This is a genomic window from Burkholderia latens (genome assembly GCF_001718795.1).
Lineage (GTDB): Bacteria > Pseudomonadota > Gammaproteobacteria > Burkholderiales > Burkholderiaceae > Burkholderia > Burkholderia latens_A.
In genome coordinates, this window is record NZ_CP013437.1 from 717,883 (window position 1) to 738,583 (window position 20,701).

Here is a 20,701-nt window from a genome sequence, read left to right on the forward strand (position 1 = left end):
CTGACAATCCCGGAATCCGGGAACCGGGGCGGCGGCGAGTGCCGGCACGAGGGCAGTGCTAGCTTCGTCGTCCTTCGAAAGAATCGATATACAAGCGAAAGGAAGGATTTCGAGGCTGCTGAGAGTTTGACATACAAGGCGACAACAAATAGTCAAAGAAAGTCAGTTGATTAATGCGATGTAGGGTCGTCCGGCCAGTCATCGGTATTTCCGGAAATCCGGACTTGCGGATGTGTGCCTGGATGGAAAGGGGTGAGTGAATTCGTGTCGACCGCCGGACAATGCGATTCCATGGCCGGCGGTCGCGCGCAAAGCGCTCTCGAATCAGGCGGCACGAAAAAACATGAACATTAAAAGCGTGGCAGATCAAAGCACCGGATCGCTGGACCCGGTGTCGGCTGTCAGCGTCCCCGCTCCCGCGACGCATGCATTAGTTCCGGGGTGCGTGCGGCGTCAGCCGCCTCCCGAATGAAACAGGACCGTCGGCCTGCGGTTCGAGCCGACGCGCGTCCGTGTGGCGTCTGAACGACGCATCCCCATGAAATTCGAAGTCGCCGCCGATGCGGTGCGATGGCGCTCGCGTGCGCGTTTCCGCAGCGGGCCGCGCAACGTGCTCACACGACGCCGGCGACGTCGGCTTCCATGATTCGATCCGATCCGGTTGTCGCCGCGAGTCGCGCCTGACCGCCCCGCGCGGTGTGCGACCGTGTGATCGCAGCGTGAATTGCGCGTGTCGTGCAGAGCCGTACGGATTTTCAGTTAGTCGTACGAAGTGAGTAAGCAAACGTGGCGACACGGGCGATCAAGGAGACGGAGTTTTCGCCCGTCCGCGTGCGCTGTCGCGTCATCCAGCACATGTAAACCGAGGGAAAACAAGATGAACAAGTCGTTCAAGTCGATCTGGAACGAAGCGCTGGGCGCCTGGGTTGCGGCGTCCGAGCTCGATCGTGCGCGCGGCAAGCGCGTGGCATCGTCGCGAAGTGCTTCAGCGCATGCAGCCGACGCGCCTGCAGTCGCGCCCATCGCAACGCCGGCAGCGCTATCGCCCCGGCGATTCGTCGTGACGATGGCCGCCGCGTACCTCGGGCTCTTTCATGCCGGCGCCCACGCGCAGTACTCGGCGGGCGGGGGTTCGGCCACCGGCGGCGCGAGTTCGATCGCGGTCGGCAACGGTTCGATCGCGACGCAGGTGAATTCCACCGCGTTCGGCAACCTGGCCACGGCGACGGGCGTGTCGGCCACGGCGCTCGGCCCGGGTGCGCACGCGATCGCGGACGCTTCGACCGCGATCGGCATCAACTCGCAGGCGACGGGCGTCAATAGCGTTGCAATGGGCGTGCAGGCAATCGGATCAGGCGGATATTCGGTGGCCCTCGGCAATCAGACGCAGGCGACGCAGTCCGGAACGGTGGCGATCGGCAGCGGTGCGACGGCGACCGGCGTCTCCGCAATCGGCCTCGGAAACAATGCAACGGCCTCCGGTCAATATGCGGCCGCACTCGGTCTCGGTGCGTTCGGAACCGGCGCGCAGAGCGTCGCGCTCGGCTATGCATCGCATGCGACCGACACGGGCAGCGTCGCGCTGGGCAACCAGTCAACGAGTTCGGGCGCTGCCGGCGTCGCCGTGGGTAGCGGCGCACTGGCTTCCGGGAATTCGGCTGTCGCGATGGGCGTGAACAGCGGTGCGAAGGGCGGGTCGTCGATCGCCATCGGTTGGGGCGGCACCGCCGGCGTGCCCGGCTCGGGCACGCAGTCGCTCGGCACCAGTTCGATCGCGATGGGCTCCGGCACCACGGCGGGCGCGGACAATGCGCAGGCGTATGGGCTGAACGCCAACGCGGCGGGCCTCAGTTCGATTGCGATGGGCGTTCAGTCGACCGCGACGCAACAGTTCGGCGTCGCAATCGGCAACCTCGCGCGCTCGACTGGCATTTCGGCCACGGCGCTCGGCGCCGGCGCGACGGCGTCCGCATTGAACGCGACGTCGATCGGTATCAATAGCGTGGCCGCGGCTGGATCGACCGTTGCGATCGGCGACAGCAACTCGATCGCCGCGACCGCGGGCGCGGGCTCGATCGCCGGCGGCAACTTGTCGAAGGTGCTGGGCGGTACCGGCGCCGTCGCGCTCGGCTTCGGCCAGACCGTGAGCGGCGACGGCGCGGTCGCAATTGGCGACCCGAGCAGCGCGATCGGCACCGGCGCGGTCACGACGGGTTCGAACAACACCGCGAACGGCAACGGCGCGGTCGCGATCGGCAATTCGAACAATGCGCAGGGTACGGGTTCACTCGCGCTCGGCAATACGTCGACCGCCGCTGCGGCAGGTGCAGTCGCGTTCGGCGCGTCGGCCATCGCGAATAACGCAAACGACGTTGCCCTCGGCTCTGGCTCGGTGACGGCCGCGCCGAATCCGACCGCGACCGGCACGATCGGCGGCGTCACGTACAGCTTCAACGGCATCAATCCGACCAGCGTCGTCAGCGTGGGGAGCGTTGGCGCCGAACGTCAGATCACCAACGTTGCCGCCGGGCGGATCAGTCCGTCGAGCACGGACGCGATCAACGGCTCGCAGCTCGATGCGACAAACCAGGCGGTGACGTCGCTGTCGACGTCGACGCTGTCGAGCATCACGTCGCTGTCCACGTCGACGTCGACCGGTATCGGTTCGTTGTCGACGGGCTTGAGTTCGACGAACAGTACGGTCGCGTCGCTGTCGACGTCGACGTCGACGGCCGTCGGTTCGTTGTCCACCGGCCTGAGCTCGACCAACAGCACGATCTCTTCGTTGTCCACGTCGACGTCGACGGTCGTCGGTTCGTTGTCCACCGGTTTGAGTTCAACCAACAGCACGATCCAGTCGCTGTCGACTTCGACCTCCACCGGAATCAGCTCGCTGTCCACGTCGACCTCGACGGCCGTCGGTTCGTTGTCCACCGGCCTGAGCTCGACCAGCAGCAGCCTGACGTCGCTGTCGACGGCAACGTCCACCGGCATCAGTTCGTTGTCGACGGGCCTGAGCTCCATCACGAACAACAACACGAACCTCGGCAACAGCACGGCCGGCGCGATCGGCGGCGGCGCCACCTACGATCCGACCACCGGCACGATCTCCGCGCCGTCGTACGTGACGTACAACAGCGACGGCTCCACCACGATCAACAACAACGTCGGCTCCGCGATCGACAACATCAACGCGAACGGCATCAAGTATTTCCACGCGAATTCGACCGCGCCGGACAGCCAGGCGCTCGGCCTCGACAGCGTCGCGATCGGACCGAACGCGATCTCCCGCGTGGACGGCAGCATCGCGCTCGGCGCGGGCTCGGTCGCCGATCGCGCGGTGGCGCCGTCGTCGGGCATCATCCGCAACGGCAGCGCGTCGATTCCGTTCGATACGACCGACCAGACGCTGCTCGGCGCGGTGTCGCTCGGCGACGCGACGAGCAAGACGTATCGCCAGATCACCAACGTCGCCGACGGCACCGGACAGCACGATGCGGTGACAGTGCGGCAGCTGACCGGCGCATTGCAGTCGTTCGCGGTCACGAGCCAGAAGTACTTCCACGCGAATTCGACGGCGGGCGATTCGCTGGCGGTCGGCGCGGAATCGATTGCGGTCGGGCCGACCACGGTCGTCAACGGCGACAACGGCGTGGGGATCGGCAACGGCGCGATCGTCGACCAGACCGCGCCTGGCGGTGTCGCGATCGGCCAGGCGGCGAGCTCCGCGCAGGCCGATGCGATCGCGCTCGGCAGCGGTGCGACGGCGACCGGCGCGCAGTCGGTGGCGCAGGGTGCGAACGCGGTCGCGGTGAGCGTGGGCAGCGTCGCGCTCGGCTCGGGTGCGCGCAGCAGCGCGACCGATGCACTGGCACTCGGCGCCGGCGCATCCGCGACGTTCGCGAACAGCGTGGCGCTCGGCGCGGGGTCGCTGACCACGGTCGGCGCGCTGACGAATTACGTTGCCTACGGCTTGAGCAGCCCGCAGTCGTCGGCCGGCGAAGTGAACGTCGGCAATCGCCAGATCACGGGTCTCGCCGCCGGCAAGAACGGCACGGATGCGGTGAACGTGTCGCAGCTCGATTCGATTGCGAACCAGCTGACGACGCTGATCGATCAACGCACGACCAACCTCGGCGGCCAGTACACGACGAACCCGCCTGGCGGCAACGTGCCGCCGGGGGCGAGCGGTTCGAACTCGTCGGCGGGCGGCTCGGGGGCGGTCGCATCGGGCTCGAACAGCACGGCGGTCGGCAATAGCGCGACGGCGTCGGGCAACGGTTCGACGGCGATCGGCGTGGGCTCGACTGCATCGGGCAACAACTCGACGGCGATCGGCGCGGGCAGCAACGACGGCGGCCGCTCGAACGTCGTCGCGGTCGGCTCGGCGGATTCGCCGCGGCAGGTCGTGAACGTCGCGGCCGGCACGCAGGGTACCGACGCGGTGAACGTGAACCAGCTGAATGCCGTATCGAACCAGTTCACGCAGTCGCTGAACACCGTCAACAACCAGATCTCGCAGATGCAGCAGCAGATCCAGCAAACCGATTCGATGGCGCGCGAAGGTATCGCCGCGACGGCCGCGCTGGCATCGATTCCGCACATGGACCGCGATTCGAATTTCGCGATGGGGCTCGGCACCGCGTCGTTCCAGGGCCAGAAGGCCATGGCGGTGGGCGTGCAGGCGCGCATCACGGAAAACCTGAAGGCGACGCTGAACGGCGGTTTCGCCGGCAGCCAGCGCGTCGTCGGCGCGGGCATGCTGTATCAGTGGAAGTGATCGCGTGCGGCGGTTCGTTCCGGCACGTTCGGCCGGAGCGGACCGCGCCGACCGCAAACGCACGCGTGCGGCCGCGCCAGCGAGCCGCGCGCGCTGCGCCCATCGCATTCTCGGAGTAAACAAGTGAAAAACATCCATCTTGCATTGCTGGCCTCCGTCGTTTCCCTCGCCGCGTGTTCGAGCGCGTCGGGGCCTACGTTCAACGCATACGAACTGCAGCCGCGCGACGGCATTCGCACCTTCCGCGTCGATTGCCACGGGATCCTGTCGAGCGTCAACACCTGCATGAAGGTCGCGACGCGGATGTGCGGCAACGAGCCCGTGCGTCGCATCGATTCGACCACGCCTTACCGCGACGGCGCCGATCCGCACTCGCTCGTGTTCCAGTGCGGCGCGGCACCCGCGCCGGCTGCCGCGACCGGTGCGCCCGCGGCTGCTCCGGTCGAAAAAGCGAGCCTGACCGGGGACGCGTATTTCGCGACCGATTCCGCGGTGCTGACGCCGGCGGCCACCGCCGCGCTCGACAAGCTGCTGAACCAGCAGGGCGACAGGCACTTCGCGCGCGTGGAAGTGGACGGCTATACCGACGCAACCGGCTCGGATGCGCACAACCAGGCGCTGTCGAAGCGCCGCGCCGATGCGGTCGCCGCGTACTTGCGCGAACACGGGCTGAAGGCCGATGCGTTGACCGCGACCGGGCATGGCGAAGCGAATCCGGCTGCGTCGAACGACACGGCGGAGGGGCGCGCGCGGAATCGTCGGGTGGAGATTTCGCTGCAGAAGTAGGTCGCAGGTTGCCTGCCTGAGCGTGCCGTGGAGCGACGCAACGCGGCGCGCGTGCTGTCCGTGGAAAACTGTATGAATATACAGTATAGTATCCGTCGAACGCGTGCGGCCCGGGCATGACCCGGGCCGCACGCGCGCCGCGCCTGCGGGCATCCGCCGCAGCGTTCCGGCACCGTGAATTCCGGCTAACTCCATTCAGACGGGCAGGCAAATTGTCATCCAGCAATCTGATCCGCATTCGCGGAGCACGTCAGCACAACCTCAAGAACCTCGATCTCGACCTGCGCACCGGCGAAATGACGGTCGTGACCGGCCCGTCGGGCTCAGGCAAGTCGAGCCTCGTGTTCGACACGCTGTATGCGGAAGGCCAGCGGCGCTACGTCGAGACGTTCAGCGCGTACGCGCGGCAGTTCCTCGACCGGATGGATCGCCCGCAGGTCGAGCGTGTCGACGGCGTGCCGCCCGCGATCGCAATCGACCAGACCAACCCGGTCCGCAGCTCGCGGTCGACGGTCGGCACGATGACCGAGCTCAACGATCACCTGAAGCTGCTGTACGCGCGCGCGGCCGAACTGTTCGACCGCAAGACCGCGCGGCAGGTGCGGCATGACACGCCGGAAACGATCTACGCGGAACTCGTCGAGCGCACGCGTGCCGACGATCCGCGCGTCGTCGTCACGTTCCCGGTCGAGTTGCCGGAAAGCGCGTCGGAAGAAGAGGTCGCGCAGTGGCTGTCCGCGAGCGGCTACACGCGCGTGCAGGCGCAGCGCGAAGTCGCGTCGCCGACCGGCCCGCGCAAACTGCTCGACGTGGTCGCCGACCGCTTCCGCGTGCAGCAGGCCGACAAGGTGCGGGTGGTCGACGCGATCGAAGCGTCGCTGAAGCGCGGCGGCGGCCGCGTGAACGTGTACGTGCTGGCTCCGGAAGCCGCGAACGCGGTGGCCGGGCCGCAGGTGTGGCGCTTCTCCACCGGCCTGCACGATCCCGACAGCGACCTGCGTTATGCGGAACCGCAGGCGGCGCTGTTCTCGTTCAACTCCGCGTATGGCGCATGCGAGACCTGCCGCGGCTTCGGCCGCGTGATCGGCGTCGATCTCGGCCTCGTGATTCCTGACGCGCGCAAGACGCTGCGCGGCGGCGCGATCAAGCCGATGCAGACGCCCGCGTGGAAGGAATGCCAGGACGACCTGATGCGCTATGCGGCGAAGGCCGACATTCGCCGCGACACGCCGTGGTCCGATCTGACGGATGCGGAGCGCGACTGGGTGATCAACGGCTCGCCGGACTGGAACGGCAAGTGGCAAAGCCAGTGGTACGGCGTGAAACGCTTCTTCGGTTATCTCGAATCGAAAGCGTACAAGATGCATATTCGTGTGCTGCTGTCGAAGTACCGCAGCTATACGCCGTGCGACGTATGCGGCGGCGCGCGCCTGAAGACGGAATCGCTGCAGTGGCGTCTCGGCTCGAAGGCGAACGCCGACGCGGTGCTCGCGCCGGCCGATCGCTTCATGCCGCGCGGCGTCGACTGGACGCGCGCGCAGCTCGAAGCGCTGCCGGGCTTGACGGTGCACGACCTGATGCTGCTGCCGATCGAGCGCATCCGCCGCTTCTTCGACGAGATCACGCTGCCGAGCGCGCTGCTCGACGATGCGCTGAAGCTGCTGCTTGCCGAAGTGCGCACGCGGCTGAAGTACCTGTGCGACGTCGGGCTCGGCTATCTGACGCTCGACCGGCAAAGCCGCACGCTGTCGGGCGGCGAGGTGCAGCGGATCAACCTGACGACCGCGCTCGGCACGTCGCTGACCAAGACGCTTTTCGTGCTCGACGAACCGAGCATCGGACTGCATCCGCGCGACCTCACGCGGATCGTCGACGCGATGCAGCGGCTGCGCGATGCGGGCAATACGCTGGTCGTCGTCGAGCACGATCCGTCGGTGATGCTCGCGGCCGACCGCCTGATCGACATGGGCCCCGGCCCCGGCGAGCGCGGGGGCACGATCGTGTACGACGGCACGCCGGCCGACATCCGGTCCGCGCGCACGCTGACAGGCGAGTATCTCGGCGGCCGCAAGCACGTCGCGCATGCGTCGAACTGGGAACGCCGCCCGGTGGACGCGAACACGCCGCGTATCGTGCTCGAGGGCGCGACCGAGCACAACCTGCGCGACGTGACGGTCGAGATTCCGCTGCAGCGGCTCGTGTGCGTGACGGGCGTGTCGGGTTCCGGCAAGTCGACGCTGCTGCAGGACGTGCTGTATCCGGCGATGGCGCGCCACCACGGCAAGGCGACCGAGTCGCCGGGGGCGTTCCGCAATCTGATCGGCGCGGACCAGGTCGGCGACGTCGTGTTCGTCGACCAGTCGCCGATCGGCAAGACCACGCGTTCGAACCCGGCCAGCTACGTCGGCGCGTTCGACGAGATCCGCAAGCTGTTCGCGAAGGCGCCGCTCGCGCTGCAACGCGGCTACGGCGCGGGCACGTTCAGCTTCAACTCGGGCGACGGCCGTTGCCCGACGTGCGGCGGCTCCGGCTTCGAGCACATCGAGATGCAGTTCCTGAGCGACGTCTACCTGCGTTGCCCCGATTGCGACGGCAGCCGCTATCGCGCCGAGATTCTCGAAGTGCGCATCGAGCGCGACGGCCGCGCACTGAATATCGCCGACGTGCTCGATCTGACCGTCAGCGAAGCGGCGGCGTTCTTTGCGACGGATGCCGAGGTGCTGCGCGTGCTGCAGCCGATCGTCGACGTCGGCCTCGAATACGTGAAGCTCGGGCAGCCGGTGCCGACGTTGTCCGGCGGCGAAGCGCAGCGGCTGAAGCTGGCAGGCTTCCTCGCCGAATCGGCGGCCGCCGCCGGCGGGCGGCGGGTCGTCAGCGAAGAGGCACGGATCGCGCGCGCGAAGCTGTTCATGTTCGACGAGCCGACCACCGGGCTGCACTTCGACGACATCGCGAAGCTGATGCAGGCGTTCGGCAAGCTGCTCGCGGCCGGCCATTCGCTGATCGTGATCGAGCACAACCTCGACGTGATACGCGCGGCCGACTGGCTGATCGATCTCGGTCCGGAAGGCGGCGACGGCGGCGGCCGCGTACTCTGCGCGGGCACGCCCGACGACGTGAAGGCGTGCGCGGAATCGCATACGGGTGTCGCGCTGCTGCAGTACGACCGCGCGATGGACGGCGAAACTGCGCTCGCCGACGAAGGCGTGCCGCTGCAGGCCGTGCTGAGCGCCGCGCGCGAGCGCCGCGCGATCGAGGGCGAGGACGTCGTGCGGATCGTCAATGCACGCGAGCACAACCTGAAGGCGCTCGACGTCGACATCCCGCACGGCAAGTTCAACGTGATTACCGGCGTGTCGGGTTCCGGCAAGTCGACGCTCGCATTCGACATCCTGTTCCACGAAGGCCAGCGCCGCTATCTCGAATCGCTGAACGCATATGCGCGGTCGATCGTGCAGCCGGCCGGGCGGCCGGAAGTGGACGCCGTGTACGGCATTCCGCCGACCGTCGCGATCGAGCAGCGGCTGTCGCGCGGCGGCCGCAAGAGCACGGTCGCGACCACGTCCGAGGTGTGGCACTTCCTGCGGTTGCTGTACGTGAAGCTCGGGCTCCAGCATTGCATTCACGACGGCACGCCCGTCACGTCGCAAACCGTCGAATCGATCGCCGCGCAACTGCTGCGCGATCATCGCGGCGAACACGTGGGCTTTCTCGCACCGCTCGTCGTGAACCGCAAGGGCGTCTACACCGATCTCGCGAAGTGGGCGAAAGCGCGCGGCAGCACGCATCTGCGGGTGGACGGCGAGTTCGTCCCCGTCGATCCGTGGCCGAAGCTCGACCGCTTCCGCGAACATACGATCGAGCTGCCGGTCGCCGATATCGTCGTGTCGCCGGACAACGAGGCCGAGCTGCGGCGCCTGCTCGACGAAACGCTGGAGCTCGGCAAGGGTGTGATGCACCTGCTCGCGCCGCTCGACGGGCTGCACCACGCGATGCAGAACGATCATTCGACCGCGTGCGTCGGCGAGGTCAAGGTGTTGTCGGTCAAGCGCGCGTGCCCGGTGTGCGGCACGAGCTACCCGGAACTCGATCCGCGGATGTTCTCGTACAACAGCAAGCACGGCTGGTGCACGACCTGCGTCGGCACCGGCGTCACGCTCACGCGCGAACAGCGCGCCGCTTACGACGACACGCTACTCGCCGGCGACGATCGCGGCCGCGAGCAAACCTTGCCGTCGGACGAGCAGGAACCGGAAGGCGTCGGCAACGAGCCGTGCCCGGATTGCGGCGGCACGCGCCTGAACCCGTCCGCGCGTGCGGTCACGTTCGATGCGCATCCGATCGTCGAGGTCGCGCAGTGGACGGTGTCCGACACGCGCCGCTGGATCGATGCGCTCGAATTGACCGGCCGCGACGCGCAGATCGCGCGCGACATCGTCAGCGAGATCGGCAGCCGCCTCGCGTTTCTCGAGGAAGTCGGGCTCGGCTATCTGAGCCTCGATCGCGCGGCGCCGAGCCTGTCGGGCGGCGAAGCGCAGCGGATCCGGCTCGCCGCGCAGCTCGGCAGCAACCTGCAGGGCGTGTGCTACGTGCTCGACGAGCCGACGATCGGCCTGCATCCGCGCGACAACCAGATTCTGCTCGACGCGCTGCGCAAGCTCGGCGACAAGGGCAACACGCTCGTCGTCGTCGAGCACGACGAGGACACGATTCGCCGCGCCGACCACATCATCGACGTCGGCCCGGGCGCCGGCAAGCGCGGCGGCACGCTGGTCGCCGAGGGTGCGGTCGCCGACCTGGCAGCGCAGCCGGATTCGGTCACGGGCCGGTTGCTTGCGCACCCGATGACGCACCCGCTGCAACCGCGCCGCGCGGTGAGCGTGGCCGGCAAAAAGGGCGCAGCGGCGGTGCCGGACGGCTGGCTTACGGTCCATCGCGCGACGCTGCACAACCTGCGCGACGTCACCGTCGGCATTCCGCTCGCGCGGCTCGTCGCAGTGACGGGCGTCAGCGGGTCGGGCAAGTCGACGCTCGCGCGCGACGTGCTGATGACGAACCTGCTCGACGCGGTCGGCCGTTCGGTGCTGTCGTCGCCGGCCACGCGCCGCGCGCGCAAGGCCGCGCAGCAGGACGCGCCTGCCACGAACCGGCGTTCGAGCGTGCTCGCGCGCAGCGTGCCGCGGCCGTCGCTCGACGTCACGCATGGATGGCAGGGTTGCGAATCGCTGAGCGGCTGGGAGCAGATCGACCGCGTGCTCGAAGTCGACCAGACGCCGATCGGCAAGACGCCGCGGTCGTGTCCGGCCACGTACATCGGCGTGTGGGACACGATCCGCAAGCTGTTCGCCGATACGCTCGAAGCGCGGGCGCGCGGCTATAGCGCGTCGCGTTTCTCGTTCAACACCGGCGACGGGCGATGCCCGGCGTGTGAAGGCCAAGGCGTGCGCACGATCGGAATGAGCTTCCTGCCCGATGTGAAGGTGCCGTGCGACGTGTGCCACGGACAGCGCTTCAATCCGGAAACGCTCGCGGTTACGTGGCGCGGCCGGAACATCGGCGACGTGCTGACGATGGAAATCGACGAAGCGGTGGAGTTCTTTGCGCCGATTTCGAACATCGCGCATCCGCTGCAGCTGATGAAGGACGTCGGTCTCGGCTATCTGACGCTCGGTCAGCCGTCGCCGACGCTGTCCGGCGGCGAGGCGCAGCGGATCAAGCTCGTCACCGAGCTGACGAAGGTGCGCGACGACATCACGCGGCGCGGGCAGAAGGCGCCGCACACGCTGTACGTGCTCGACGAGCCGACGGTTGGCCTGCACATGGCCGACGTCGCGAAGCTGATCCGCGTGCTGCACCGGCTGGTGGACGGCGGTCATAGCGTCGTCGTGATCGAGCACGATCTCGACGTGATCGCGGAAGCCGACTGGATCATCGATCTCGGTCCGGAAGGCGGCGTGGGCGGCGGCACGATCGTCGCGGCGGCGCCGCCGGAAGGGCTCGTGCAGGTGAAGGCGAGCCATACCGGGCAGGCGCTGAAGCCGGTGCTGGCACGAACGGCGAGCGCAGACGTCGAGGCGGAGCGGCAGGGCGCGGCGCGGGTCGGCTGAACGCGGGCGCGTGCCGTGCAGCGAGCGGTGTACGGCATGCGGCCCCGATGTCGGATCAGCCCGGTTCGGGCATCGGGGCCGCGCATCGTGCGTCGCTCATGTCGCGGCCGCTCATTCCCCCTTCACGCCGATCGTCTCGATGATGGTCTCCAGTTGCGGGCTCATCGGCAGATTGAGGCTCACACCCGATGGAAGCGGGCGCAGGAACCAGCGCTTGTATTGACGCGCGATTTCGCCGTCGAGGGCCAGCTCCTGGAACGTGCTTTTCACGACCTGCGCGAGCTGCGGATCGTCCTTGCGAAACATGATCCCGTACGGGTCGTACGACAGAAAGTCGCCCACGACGTCGTACTGTCCGCCCTTGCCCGCATTCTCTGCGATCAGCCCATACAGCAGCACGTCGTCCGTCGCGAACGCGTCGGCGCCGCCGTTCGCGACGAGCGCGAAGCCCTGCGCATGGTCGGGCACCACCTGCAGCTGGATTCCGAGCCGGAATCGCTCGTCCAGATCGCGCAGCGCCTTCTCGTTGGTCGTACCGGCGGTCACCGCGACTTTCCGGCCCGCGAGATCGCGGAACGAGCGGATCAGCGCGCCGCGTTTCACCATCACCTTCGTGCCGGCCACGAAGATGATCGGCGAGAACGCCACGCGCTTCTGGCGCTCGAGGTTGCTCGTCGTGGAGCCGCATTCCAGATCGACCTTGCCGCTGACCACCGCGTCGATGCGGTTGTCTGACGTGACCGGCACCCAGCGGATCGTCAGGCTCCGGTTGATCGCGTCCTCGATAGACGCCACGAGCGCCTTGCACAGCTCGATCGAATAGCCGATCGGCTCGTTGCGCGCGTTCAGATACGAGAACGGGATCGACGCGTCGCGATAGCCGAGTGCGATCGTGCCGCTGCCGCGCACCTTCGCAAGCGTGCCGGTCAGTTGCGCCGGCGCGAACGGCTCGATGCGCGGCAGCGTCGATGGCGCATCTTCCGCGCGCGCGGTCGCGCCGATGGCAAGCAGGCCCGCGAGCGCGAGCGCACGCCAGAATCGCTGCATCTTCATCGCCGGGCCTCCGTCAGACTTCGGTCGGATGTGCGATCGTCGCTTCCTGTTCGGCTTCGATGCGCGCCGCGTTGGCCTCGGCTTCCGCTTCGGACATAAGCTGGCCTTCCCACTTCGCGACGACCGCGCTGGCAATCGAGTTGCCGACCGCGTTGGTGGCCGAGCGTCCCATGTCGAGGAACGTATCGACGCCGAGAATCAGCAGCAGCCCGGCTTCGGGCAGCCCGAACTGGTGCAGCGTGGCCGCGATCACGACGAGCGAGGCGCGCGGCACGCCGGCCATCCCCTTCGATGTCAGCATCAGCACGAGCAGCATCGTGATCTGCGTGCCCAGCGACAGATGGATGTTGTACGCCTGCGCGATGAACAGCGACGCGAACGTGCAGTACATCATCGAGCCGTCGAGGTTGAACGAATAACCCATCGGCATCACGAAGCTGGAGATTTTGCGTCGCACGCCGAACCGGTCGAGCGCGTCGAGAATCTTCGGATACGCGGCTTCGGAGCTGGCCGTCGCGAACGACAGCATGAACGCTTCCTTGATCAGCACCAGCAGCTTGAACACTCTGCGCCCGAGGAACGCGAACCCGGCACAGACGAGCAATGCCCAGAGCAGGAACAGGCTCACGTAGAAGTCGCCCATGAACACCGCGAACTTCAGCAGCACCGACAACCCATTGACCGCGACGGTCGCGGCCATCGCCGCCATCACCGCGAGCGGCGCAAGCTTCATCACGTAGCCGGTGATCTTCAGCATCACGTGCGACAGCTGGTCGATCGCGGCGATCAGGATCTTGCCGCGGTCGCCCAGCGCGGCGAGCGCCACGCCGAAGAACATCGAGAACACGACGATCTGCAGGATTTCGTTATTCGCCATCGCCTCGGCGAACGACTTCGGCACCATGTGGCCGACGAAGTCCTTCAGCGTGAACTTCGACGTCGCAAGGTTCGCCGATGCGCCGATGTCCGGCAGCGGCAGGCCGAGATTGTCGCCGGGCCGCAGCAGGTTCGCCATCAGCAGCCCGAGCAGCAGCGAGACCAGCGACGCGGTGACGAACCAGCCGAACGCCTTCACGAACACGCGCCCGACCGAAGCCGCGTCGCCCATGTGCGCGATGCCGACGACGAGCGTCGAGAACACGAGCGGCCCGATCACCATCTTGATCAGCCGCAGGAACACGTCGGACACGAGCGAGATGTACCCGGCGATTTCGGCGGCGGCCTTCTTGTCGGGAAAGCTCGTGAAGATCATGTAGCCGATCACGATGCCTGCCACCATCGCGATCAGGATCCAGACGGCTGCTGCATTCTTTTTCCGCATCGTGAGCCTCCCATGCACCGGTTTCGCCATCGGGGATGGAAGGACGATACAGGACCAGAATGGCGCTGAACAGTGCAACCGGGTCCGGGTTTGCGCTAGCGCCGGGGCGACGCCGATCGGGCGACGGCGAATGCGAGGGTGGCGCTTCGGGCCCGGCATCGGCGCAACCCGATACCGGTTTGTGCGGAGCAGCACGCCGGCTGTTCGACTGCTGGCGAGTCGACTGTGCGCGTCACGTCGGCGCCGCCTGAGTCCCGTAAAGCGCACGCGCAGCCCCGGGCGCCTGGCGTCGCCCGATTACCGCAGGTACGGTCGCATCGCTGGAGCCAGCGATACCGATGCCGGAGCAACGACAGCCGCAGTCGCATGCTCGCGTGGCACGCGAACCGCACCTCATCGCAATGGCAGCCAGAGCGGGCCGTCCCACCCTTTGAGTGCATCCAGGAACGCCTTCAGCTTCGACGGCATGAACCGCCGTGTCGGATAAACGGCATGAACGAATATTTCCGGCGAGGACCAGGCCGGCAGCACGCGCACGAGTTTTCCCGTCGCGATATGCGGGTCGCAATAGTTCGACGGAAGCAGCGCGATGCCGTGCCCACGAAGCGCAAATGCACTGACGACGTGAAAGTCGCGCGCGGCCACCGGCCCCGTCAGATGCACCTTCACCGATTTCCGGCCGTTGACGAGATGCCACTCCGTCTCGTTGTTGCGCGCGTTCATCATCACGCACGCATGTCGCGCGAGATCGTCGGGCCGCGACGGCAGCGCGTGCGCTCGCGCGTATTCCGGCGACGCGACCAGATACCGGACGCTCCGGCCGATCCGTTGCGCGACGAGGCTCGAGTCCTGCAAGTCACCGAAGCGGATCGCGACGTCGATGTTTTCGGCGATCAGGTCGAGAAACGCGTTCGTGAAGTAGAGATCCACATGGATGTGCGGATAGGCGCTCAGAAACGACGACAGGAAATCGTAAAACGGTTCCTGCTCGAGCATCACCGGGCCGGAGATGCGAAGCAGGCCTTCGGGCTTCTTCTGCGTTTCGGTGATCACGCGCTCCGCGTCGTAGAGGTGAGTCAGCGGCTCGCTGCACGCGTCGAAATACGCGCGGCCCTGCGCGGTCAGGCTCAGCTTCCGGGTGGTCCGCTGCAGCAGCGTCGCGCCCAGACGCTCCTCGAGCGCCGTCACTTTGCGGCTGACCGTCGAGACCGGCATTCCAAGGGCATGCGCCGCCCGGCTGAAGCTTCCCAATTCCACTACCCGGACAAAGACGGCGATGTCGTTCAGATTGGCCAGTTCGCTCTTGTGGGATTTTTGCATGGATGGAAAAGTCATTTCAGACATTCCAGTCTAATCAAAAATCGCGCCGAGGACGACACTTCTCTCCACGCAGTCCCACAACCCCAAGGAGAGCAATCATGGCTAACAAAGTCGTCGTCATTACCGGTGCTTCCAGCGGAATCGGTGAAGCCACCGCCAAGCGCCTCGCGTCAAACGGCGCCACTGTCGCGCTGGCCGCACGCAGGCTGGAAAATCTCGAACGCATCGCGACGGAAATCCGGGAAAAGGGCGGTAATGTATCCGTCCATCAGGTCGACGTGACAGACCAGGCGCAGGTCAATCGCCTCGTCGCCGATGTCGTGTCGCAACACGGGCGCCTCGACGTAATGGTGAACAACGCCGGACTGATGGCGATCGCGCCGTTGTCGTTGCGCAAGACCGACGAATGGGATCGGATGATCGACATCAACATCAAGGGTCTCCTGTACGGCGTCGCGGCCGCGTTGCCGGTTTTCGAAAATCAGGAATCCGGCCATTTCGTCAATATCGCGTCGGTCGTCGGGCTGAAGGTCTTCAGCCCCGGCGGTACCGTGTATTCGGGCACGAAGTTCGCGGTCCGGGCCATTTCGGAAGGCTTGCGTCACGAAGTCGGCGGCAAGATCCGCACGACCGTGATTTCACCGGGAGCGATCGACACGGAGCTGAAGTTCGGCTCGGGGCACGACGAGAGCCGCGACTTCGTCGTCGATTTCTACAAGATGGCGATTCCGGCCGATGCCATCGCGCAGGCTATCGCGTATGCGATCGAGCAGCCGCCTTCGGTCGACGTCAACGAGATCGTGATTCGTCCCACCGTGCAGGATTTCTGAGGTTGCGCATGTCGTCCATCCTTTCCCGACATGCGGGTCACCATGGCAACTGCTGAACCGCTGTTGCGGATTGGCCGTGCACGCGCGATGCCCGGCGCGCGTGCCGGCCAACCCGGATCGGACATGCATGAATCCATGTTGACGATCGATGTCACCGTCAAGGATTTCCACCGCGCGGGGCAGGCGGGCCCGCTGGATAAGGGCGTTCCTGCCACTAACCGGGGCCATCGCTGGCGGCGGCGAGAAGCGGCACGATCAGGTCGCTGATCGGCGTCGGAATGCCGTGAATTCGTCCGTATCGCTGCACGACTCCATTTCGGCAATCCCATTCGAGCGGGCGATTGCCCTGCCGATCGGCGAGAATCGACGTCCCCAAATCTGGCGGGAAACGATGGAACGCGTCGACGATCTCGCGGGGCACTTCATCGCCGAGCTTCGCACCTTCCGCACGGGCCACCTCGAGACATTCCCGCAGGTACGCAAGCGCCAGTTCGGTGATGTCGCTTCGCGAGAACATGCCGGCGCGGCGGCCGGTCAGCACCATGAGGCCCGCCACCGCGTTCTGCAACAGCTTGCGCCACGCGAGCGAGATGAAATCCTCCGCAACCTCGACCGAGCATCGCGTGCCCCGCAACGCCGAGACCACCGCGTTGCTCGCCGGCGTGTCGGGCAGAGTGACGCGCGGTTCGCCGCGCAACCACACCGACGCGTCCGCTTCGCGTTGCGCGGGAAACCAGACCACCGATGGCACCACCGCAGCGCCGACCGAATACGGCGCGAACGCGGCTGCTTGCTCGACGCCGTTTTGCAGCACGCAGACGACGGAGTTCGCATCGCATAGCGCGGGGAGCCACGACGCCGCGCTCGCGACCTGCGTCGATTTGACTGCCACGAATACAACGTCGAACCGCTCGTCGATCGCTTGCGGATCTGTCAGCACGGGCCCGGGCACGACGATCTCGCCGCCGTCGAAGCGCAACGTCAGCCGCTCGTGCGCCGAGCGGCCGCAGATCGCCAGCGTGCGGCCGGCTTCATGAAGCGCCGCGGCAATGGTCGTGCCGATTGCACCCGGCCCGACGATGGCGACGCTGCGGTAGTCATCCTCTGTCATGGTGTTCATCCTGTCCGTTGGTCCGCCAGATGCGGGCGCAGTGCGAACGCAAGCGGAAAAATCGCGAGGGCGGTCAATGCGGTCGCATACGTCGCGGCATGCACGCCGATCCGGTCGCCCAGCAAGCCGTAGAGAACAGGCGATAACGCACCGGATGCGATCGTTCCCGTATAGAAAATCGCGAACGCGCGCTCGGTGCGAGCGGGCGCGGACATCTCCGGAACGGTTCCGTACAGCACCGAGGACGTGCCGTTGAGCATCATGCCGAGGATCGGCAGCAGCACCATCGTCAGCGGCAGCGGCAGATACATCACCGCGACGATGCATGCGGCCGTGCCGCCCTCCGTGAGCAGCACCGTCTTCACCACCCCCATGCGCGCGCCCAGCCAGCCGCAAACGAACTTGCCGGCCGCACCGCCAATGAACACCAGCGCGAGAGCCGTTCCGACCAATTGAGGCGACACGCCCTTCGCACCGAGCAGGAAGGGCAGAAACGTAAGCAGCCCCATGCGTACCGCCGTATCGAGCACGCCGATCGAAAACAGCGCGGGAAATCCGCTCGTGCCGGTGCGCTTGCGTGCAGTGGTCGCGTGCTCGGCGCTGGTCGTCTTCGCGGGGCCGCGCGGCACCGCGGGAAACCGGAGCGCGATGATCGCAGCCACGACGCAGCCCCATCCGGCGACGATCCATAGCGCGTGACGCCACGGCATCATCGTCGCGAACAGCGAGATGGCAGCCGGCAGCAAGGATTTGCCGAGGTCGCCGGAAAAATTGTAGATGCTCAGCGGGCCCCGTGCGTCGCGGCCATAGGTGCGCGAGATCGCGCCCGAAGCGATCGGATGCTGCGTGCTCGACCCGGCGCCCGAAATCGCCAGCGCGACGCACAAACCGAGCAGCCCGCCCGACAGGCCGGCGAGCGCATAGCCGAGCGCGGCGAGCAGCGTGCCGGCGGCGAGCGGCGCGCGGCTGCCGAGACGTTGTGCGACACGCCCCGCAGGCAACTGCAGCGCCGCCATCGTGCCGGCATACACGCCGCGCAGAATCGCCAACGCAGCGAAGTCGAGGCCGAACTCCGACTGCCATACGGGTAGCAGCGCGTAAATCATGTCCGTGTAGCCGTCGTGGATCGCGTGCGCGACGCAGGACAACCACAGTACGCGCGGTCGTGACGACGTGGTGTCCGGTGTCGCGGAAGGGGAAAAAACCGGCAAGCTCATCGTCGTTCTCTCCGCACGAGTTGCTGACGTAAGCCGCTCGTGGTTTGGTTTTCAGGCTGGGACGGTCAATTCTATGGCCGACGTGGCGGCCACTTCAATTGAGCTAAAATCGCGTCAACAGAGAGAAAAAGTCACGTCATGAACGAAAGCCCCGATGCGAAGAACCGGGACCAGCTCCCTCCGCTGAACGCATTGCGCGCTTTCGATGCGGTTGCGAGGCACGGCAGCTTCGCTGGCGCGGCGGCGGAATTGCACGTGACGCATTGGGCCGTCGGAAAACAGATCAGATTGCTGGAGAACTGGTTCGGCCTGCCGTTGTTCGACCGTCGTCCGCGCGGTGTCGTGCTGACCGACGAAGGCGCCGCATTGCTGAACGACGTCAGCCACGCGTTCGAGCGCCTCGGCAGCGCAGCGGTGCGGCTGCGCCACAACACGGCCACGCACCGGATCTCGGGCATCGTGCGCGTGAACGTGCCGATGAGCTTCGCGCTGTGCTGGCTGCTGCCGCGCCTCGCCGATTTCCATTCGCAATACCCGGACATCGACGTGAGGGTGTCGACGACGTCGCGCAAGCTGCGCTATGTCGCCGACGCTTTCGATATCGGGGTTCGGTCCGGCCCGGAGCAAGGGGCTGGTATCGAATCGCGCCCGCTGATGCCCGACTTGCGCGTGCCTGCCTGCAATCCCGTATTGCTGCGCAAGCAGCCGATACAGACGGCGGCCGACTTGCGCCATCACACGCTGCTGCATTCGGCCACGACGCGCTCCGCGTGGACACACTGGTTGAAGGAAGCGGGCGCCGCCGATCTGCGGCCGGCGCGCGACGTCGAATTCGATCACGTGAATCTTCAGCTGGGTGCTGCGATCGAAGGCCTCGGCGTGGCGCTGGCGTCGTTGCAGCTGATCGGCCGCGACCTGGCGGAGGGGCGGCTCGTATGTCCGCTCGCGTCGCCGGTCTGGCGTGCCGACGATTACATGTTGGTGACGAACGCCGATCGCGCCGACGATGCCGCAGTGTCCGTGTTCGCCCGGTGGATCGACCGCGCGGCGAGCCAGGAGGCCGGGCACGCGCCGGCATGAATCCACGCGCCACCGCTCGAGTGCGCAGCGGATCGACTGTTCGCGGCCACGGCGACAGACGTTCAACCGCACTGGTCCGCAGCGTCCGCAAACCCGCAGGCCCCGCCTAAGCGAAATACGGTTGCAGCACGCGCTCGATCCACTCCATGAACGCCCGCACGCGCGGCGACAGATTGCGCCGATGGGCGACGACGAGTGACGCCGCGAGCGGCTCCGGGCGCAGCGCCGGCAGCACCTCGACCAGCGCACCGCTTTCGATGTGACTCGCGATCCCCGAGTATCCGGCCTGGATCAACCCGAGACCGGCAAGCCCGGCCGCATGATAGGTCTGCACGTTGTTGACCTGCATCGCGCTCGGCAACGCGAGCGTCGCATAGCCGTCGCCGGTCGGATATTCCCAGCCGGGATGCCGCGCGCCGAGTGTCAGCGTGTAGTGAACCATCCGGTGGCCGTGGGCGAGCAGATCGTCGAGCGTATGCGGCACGCCATACCGCGCCAGATACCCGGGGCTCGCCGCATTGATCATCCGCAGCCGGCCCAGCGGCCGCGCAATCAGTGTCTCGTCCACGATCGGCCCCAGACGGATCACGCAATCGAACCCTTCCTGCACGAGATCGACACGCCGATCGGTGCTCGACAACTCCAGTTCCAGCTCCGGATGCGCGGCCATCAGTTGCGGCAGCGCGGGCACCACGACGCTGCGTGCGAGCTCGGTCGGCATGTCGACGCGCAGTCGTCCGCGCACGCGCGTGCCGTCGCCGGAGAACATCGATTGCAGTTCCTGCACCTCGGCCAGCAGATCGCGAGCACGTGAATAGAACGCGCGGCCGTCTTCGGTCAACTGCACGCTGCGCGTCGTCCGGTGCAACAGCGCGGCGCCGACGTCGCGCTCGAGGGTGCGGACCACCATCGACACACGGCCTTTCTGGATGCCGAGGCTTTCGGCCGCCCGCGTGAAGCTCGACATTTCGGCGACTCGGGCAAAGATCAACAGCGCATCGAGATTTTGCATTGTTCACTCGAAGAGTAACAGTACGTTCAATCGGTCATCATTTATAACTCAGTTGCGGCTCGGTAGAGTGCCTTTCGATGTCGT

General features: G+C 66.6%; 11 protein-coding genes. 5 read left to right on the forward strand and 6 right to left on the reverse strand.

Annotated elements, in window-relative coordinates; translation table 11 throughout:
• The first annotated feature begins 877 nt into the window (after positions 1–877).
• The 3 genes from WK25_RS31340 (at position 878) to uvrA (ending at position 11,673) form a co-directional block, all read left to right on the forward strand.
• The gene (locus tag WK25_RS31340) at positions 878–4,780 is read left to right on the forward strand and encodes a YadA-like family protein (RefSeq protein ID WP_069242344.1); all 3,903 of its coding nucleotides are present in this window, start codon (positions 878–880) and stop codon (positions 4,778–4,780) included.
• Positions 4,781–4,903: 123 nt separating this feature from the next.
• Positions 4,904–5,566 carry an OmpA family protein gene (locus WK25_RS18765; RefSeq protein WP_069242345.1) on the forward strand — a complete coding sequence of 221 codons (663 nt, stop codon included), beginning with the start codon at positions 4,904–4,906 and terminating at the stop codon, positions 5,564–5,566.
• Between the two features lie 212 nt (positions 5,567–5,778).
• A complete protein-coding gene (uvrA, locus tag WK25_RS18770) occupies positions 5,779–11,673 on the forward strand; it encodes an excinuclease ABC subunit UvrA (RefSeq protein WP_069242346.1) in 5,895 nt (1,964 codons plus the stop codon).
• A 111-nt stretch (positions 11,674–11,784) separates the two neighbouring features.
• On the opposite strand, the gene WK25_RS18775 is transcribed toward uvrA, so the two are convergent.
• The 3 genes from WK25_RS18775 to WK25_RS18785 all read right to left on the reverse strand — a co-directional run bounded on the left by WK25_RS18775 (position 11,785) and on the right by WK25_RS18785 (position 15,367).
• Positions 11,785–12,726: an amino acid ABC transporter substrate-binding protein gene (locus WK25_RS18775; protein ID WP_069242347.1), complete on the reverse strand. Its 942-nt coding sequence runs from the start codon at positions 12,724–12,726 to the stop codon at positions 11,785–11,787.
• 13 nt (positions 12,727–12,739) lie between these two features.
• Entirely contained in the window at positions 12,740–14,047 is a 1,308-nt protein-coding gene (locus WK25_RS18780) for a dicarboxylate/amino acid:cation symporter (RefSeq protein WP_038572330.1), read from the reverse strand.
• Positions 14,048–14,440: 393 nt separating this feature from the next.
• Entirely contained in the window at positions 14,441–15,367 is a 927-nt protein-coding gene (locus WK25_RS18785; RefSeq protein WP_083253043.1) for a LysR family transcriptional regulator, read from the reverse strand.
• Positions 15,368–15,465: 98 nt separating this feature from the next.
• Between WK25_RS18785 and WK25_RS18790 the strand changes: the two genes are divergently transcribed.
• Positions 15,466–16,197 (forward strand): SDR family oxidoreductase, encoded by a 732-nt coding sequence (locus WK25_RS18790; protein ID WP_069242348.1) that lies wholly within the window; start codon positions 15,466–15,468, stop codon positions 16,195–16,197.
• A 214-nt stretch (positions 16,198–16,411) separates the two neighbouring features.
• On the opposite strand, the gene WK25_RS18795 is transcribed toward WK25_RS18790, so the two are convergent.
• Both WK25_RS18795 and WK25_RS18800 read right to left on the reverse strand, forming a co-directional pair.
• Positions 16,412–17,308: an oxidoreductase gene (locus WK25_RS18795; protein WP_069242476.1), complete on the reverse strand. Its 897-nt coding sequence runs from the start codon at positions 17,306–17,308 to the stop codon at positions 16,412–16,414.
• 5 nt (positions 17,309–17,313) lie between these two features.
• Positions 17,314–18,525: an MFS transporter gene (locus tag WK25_RS18800; protein ID WP_069242349.1), complete on the reverse strand. Its 1,212-nt coding sequence runs from the start codon at positions 18,523–18,525 to the stop codon at positions 17,314–17,316.
• Positions 18,526–18,663: 138 nt separating this feature from the next.
• Here WK25_RS18800 and gcvA point away from each other — a divergent pair, with 138 nt between their 5' ends.
• A complete protein-coding gene (gene gcvA / locus WK25_RS18805; protein WP_069242350.1) occupies positions 18,664–19,605 on the forward strand; it encodes a transcriptional regulator GcvA in 942 nt (313 codons plus the stop codon).
• A gap of 106 nt (positions 19,606–19,711) precedes the next feature.
• Here the strand turns inward: gcvA and WK25_RS18810 are convergent, their stop codons facing one another.
• Positions 19,712–20,617, reverse strand: a complete 906-nt coding sequence (locus WK25_RS18810; protein ID WP_069242351.1) for a LysR family transcriptional regulator — start codon at positions 20,615–20,617, stop codon at positions 19,712–19,714.
• Positions 20,618–20,701: the final 84 nt, after the last annotated feature.

Coding starts and splice junctions, on each gene's coding strand:
- WK25_RS18775 (WP_069242347.1), bottom strand. CDS start 12,726: ATGAAGATGCAGCGATTCTGGCGTGCGCTCGCGCTCGCGGGCCTGCTT.
- WK25_RS18790 (WP_069242348.1), top strand. CDS start 15,466: ATGGCTAACAAAGTCGTCGTCATTACCGGTGCTTCCAGCGGAATCGGT.
- WK25_RS18795 (WP_069242476.1), bottom strand. CDS start 17,308: ATGACAGAGGATGACTACCGCAGCGTCGCCATCGTCGGGCCGGGTGCA.
- gcvA (WP_069242350.1), top strand. CDS start 18,664: ATGAACGAAAGCCCCGATGCGAAGAACCGGGACCAGCTCCCTCCGCTG.
- WK25_RS18780 (WP_038572330.1), bottom strand. CDS start 14,047: ATGCGGAAAAAGAATGCAGCAGCCGTCTGGATCCTGATCGCGATGGTG.
- WK25_RS18800 (WP_069242349.1), bottom strand. CDS start 18,525: ATGAGCTTGCCGGTTTTTTCCCCTTCCGCGACACCGGACACCACGTCG.
- WK25_RS18785 (WP_083253043.1), bottom strand. CDS start 15,367: ATGCAAAAATCCCACAAGAGCGAACTGGCCAATCTGAACGACATCGCC.
- WK25_RS31340 (WP_069242344.1), top strand. CDS start 878: ATGAACAAGTCGTTCAAGTCGATCTGGAACGAAGCGCTGGGCGCCTGG.
- WK25_RS18810 (WP_069242351.1), bottom strand. CDS start 20,617: ATGCAAAATCTCGATGCGCTGTTGATCTTTGCCCGAGTCGCCGAAATG.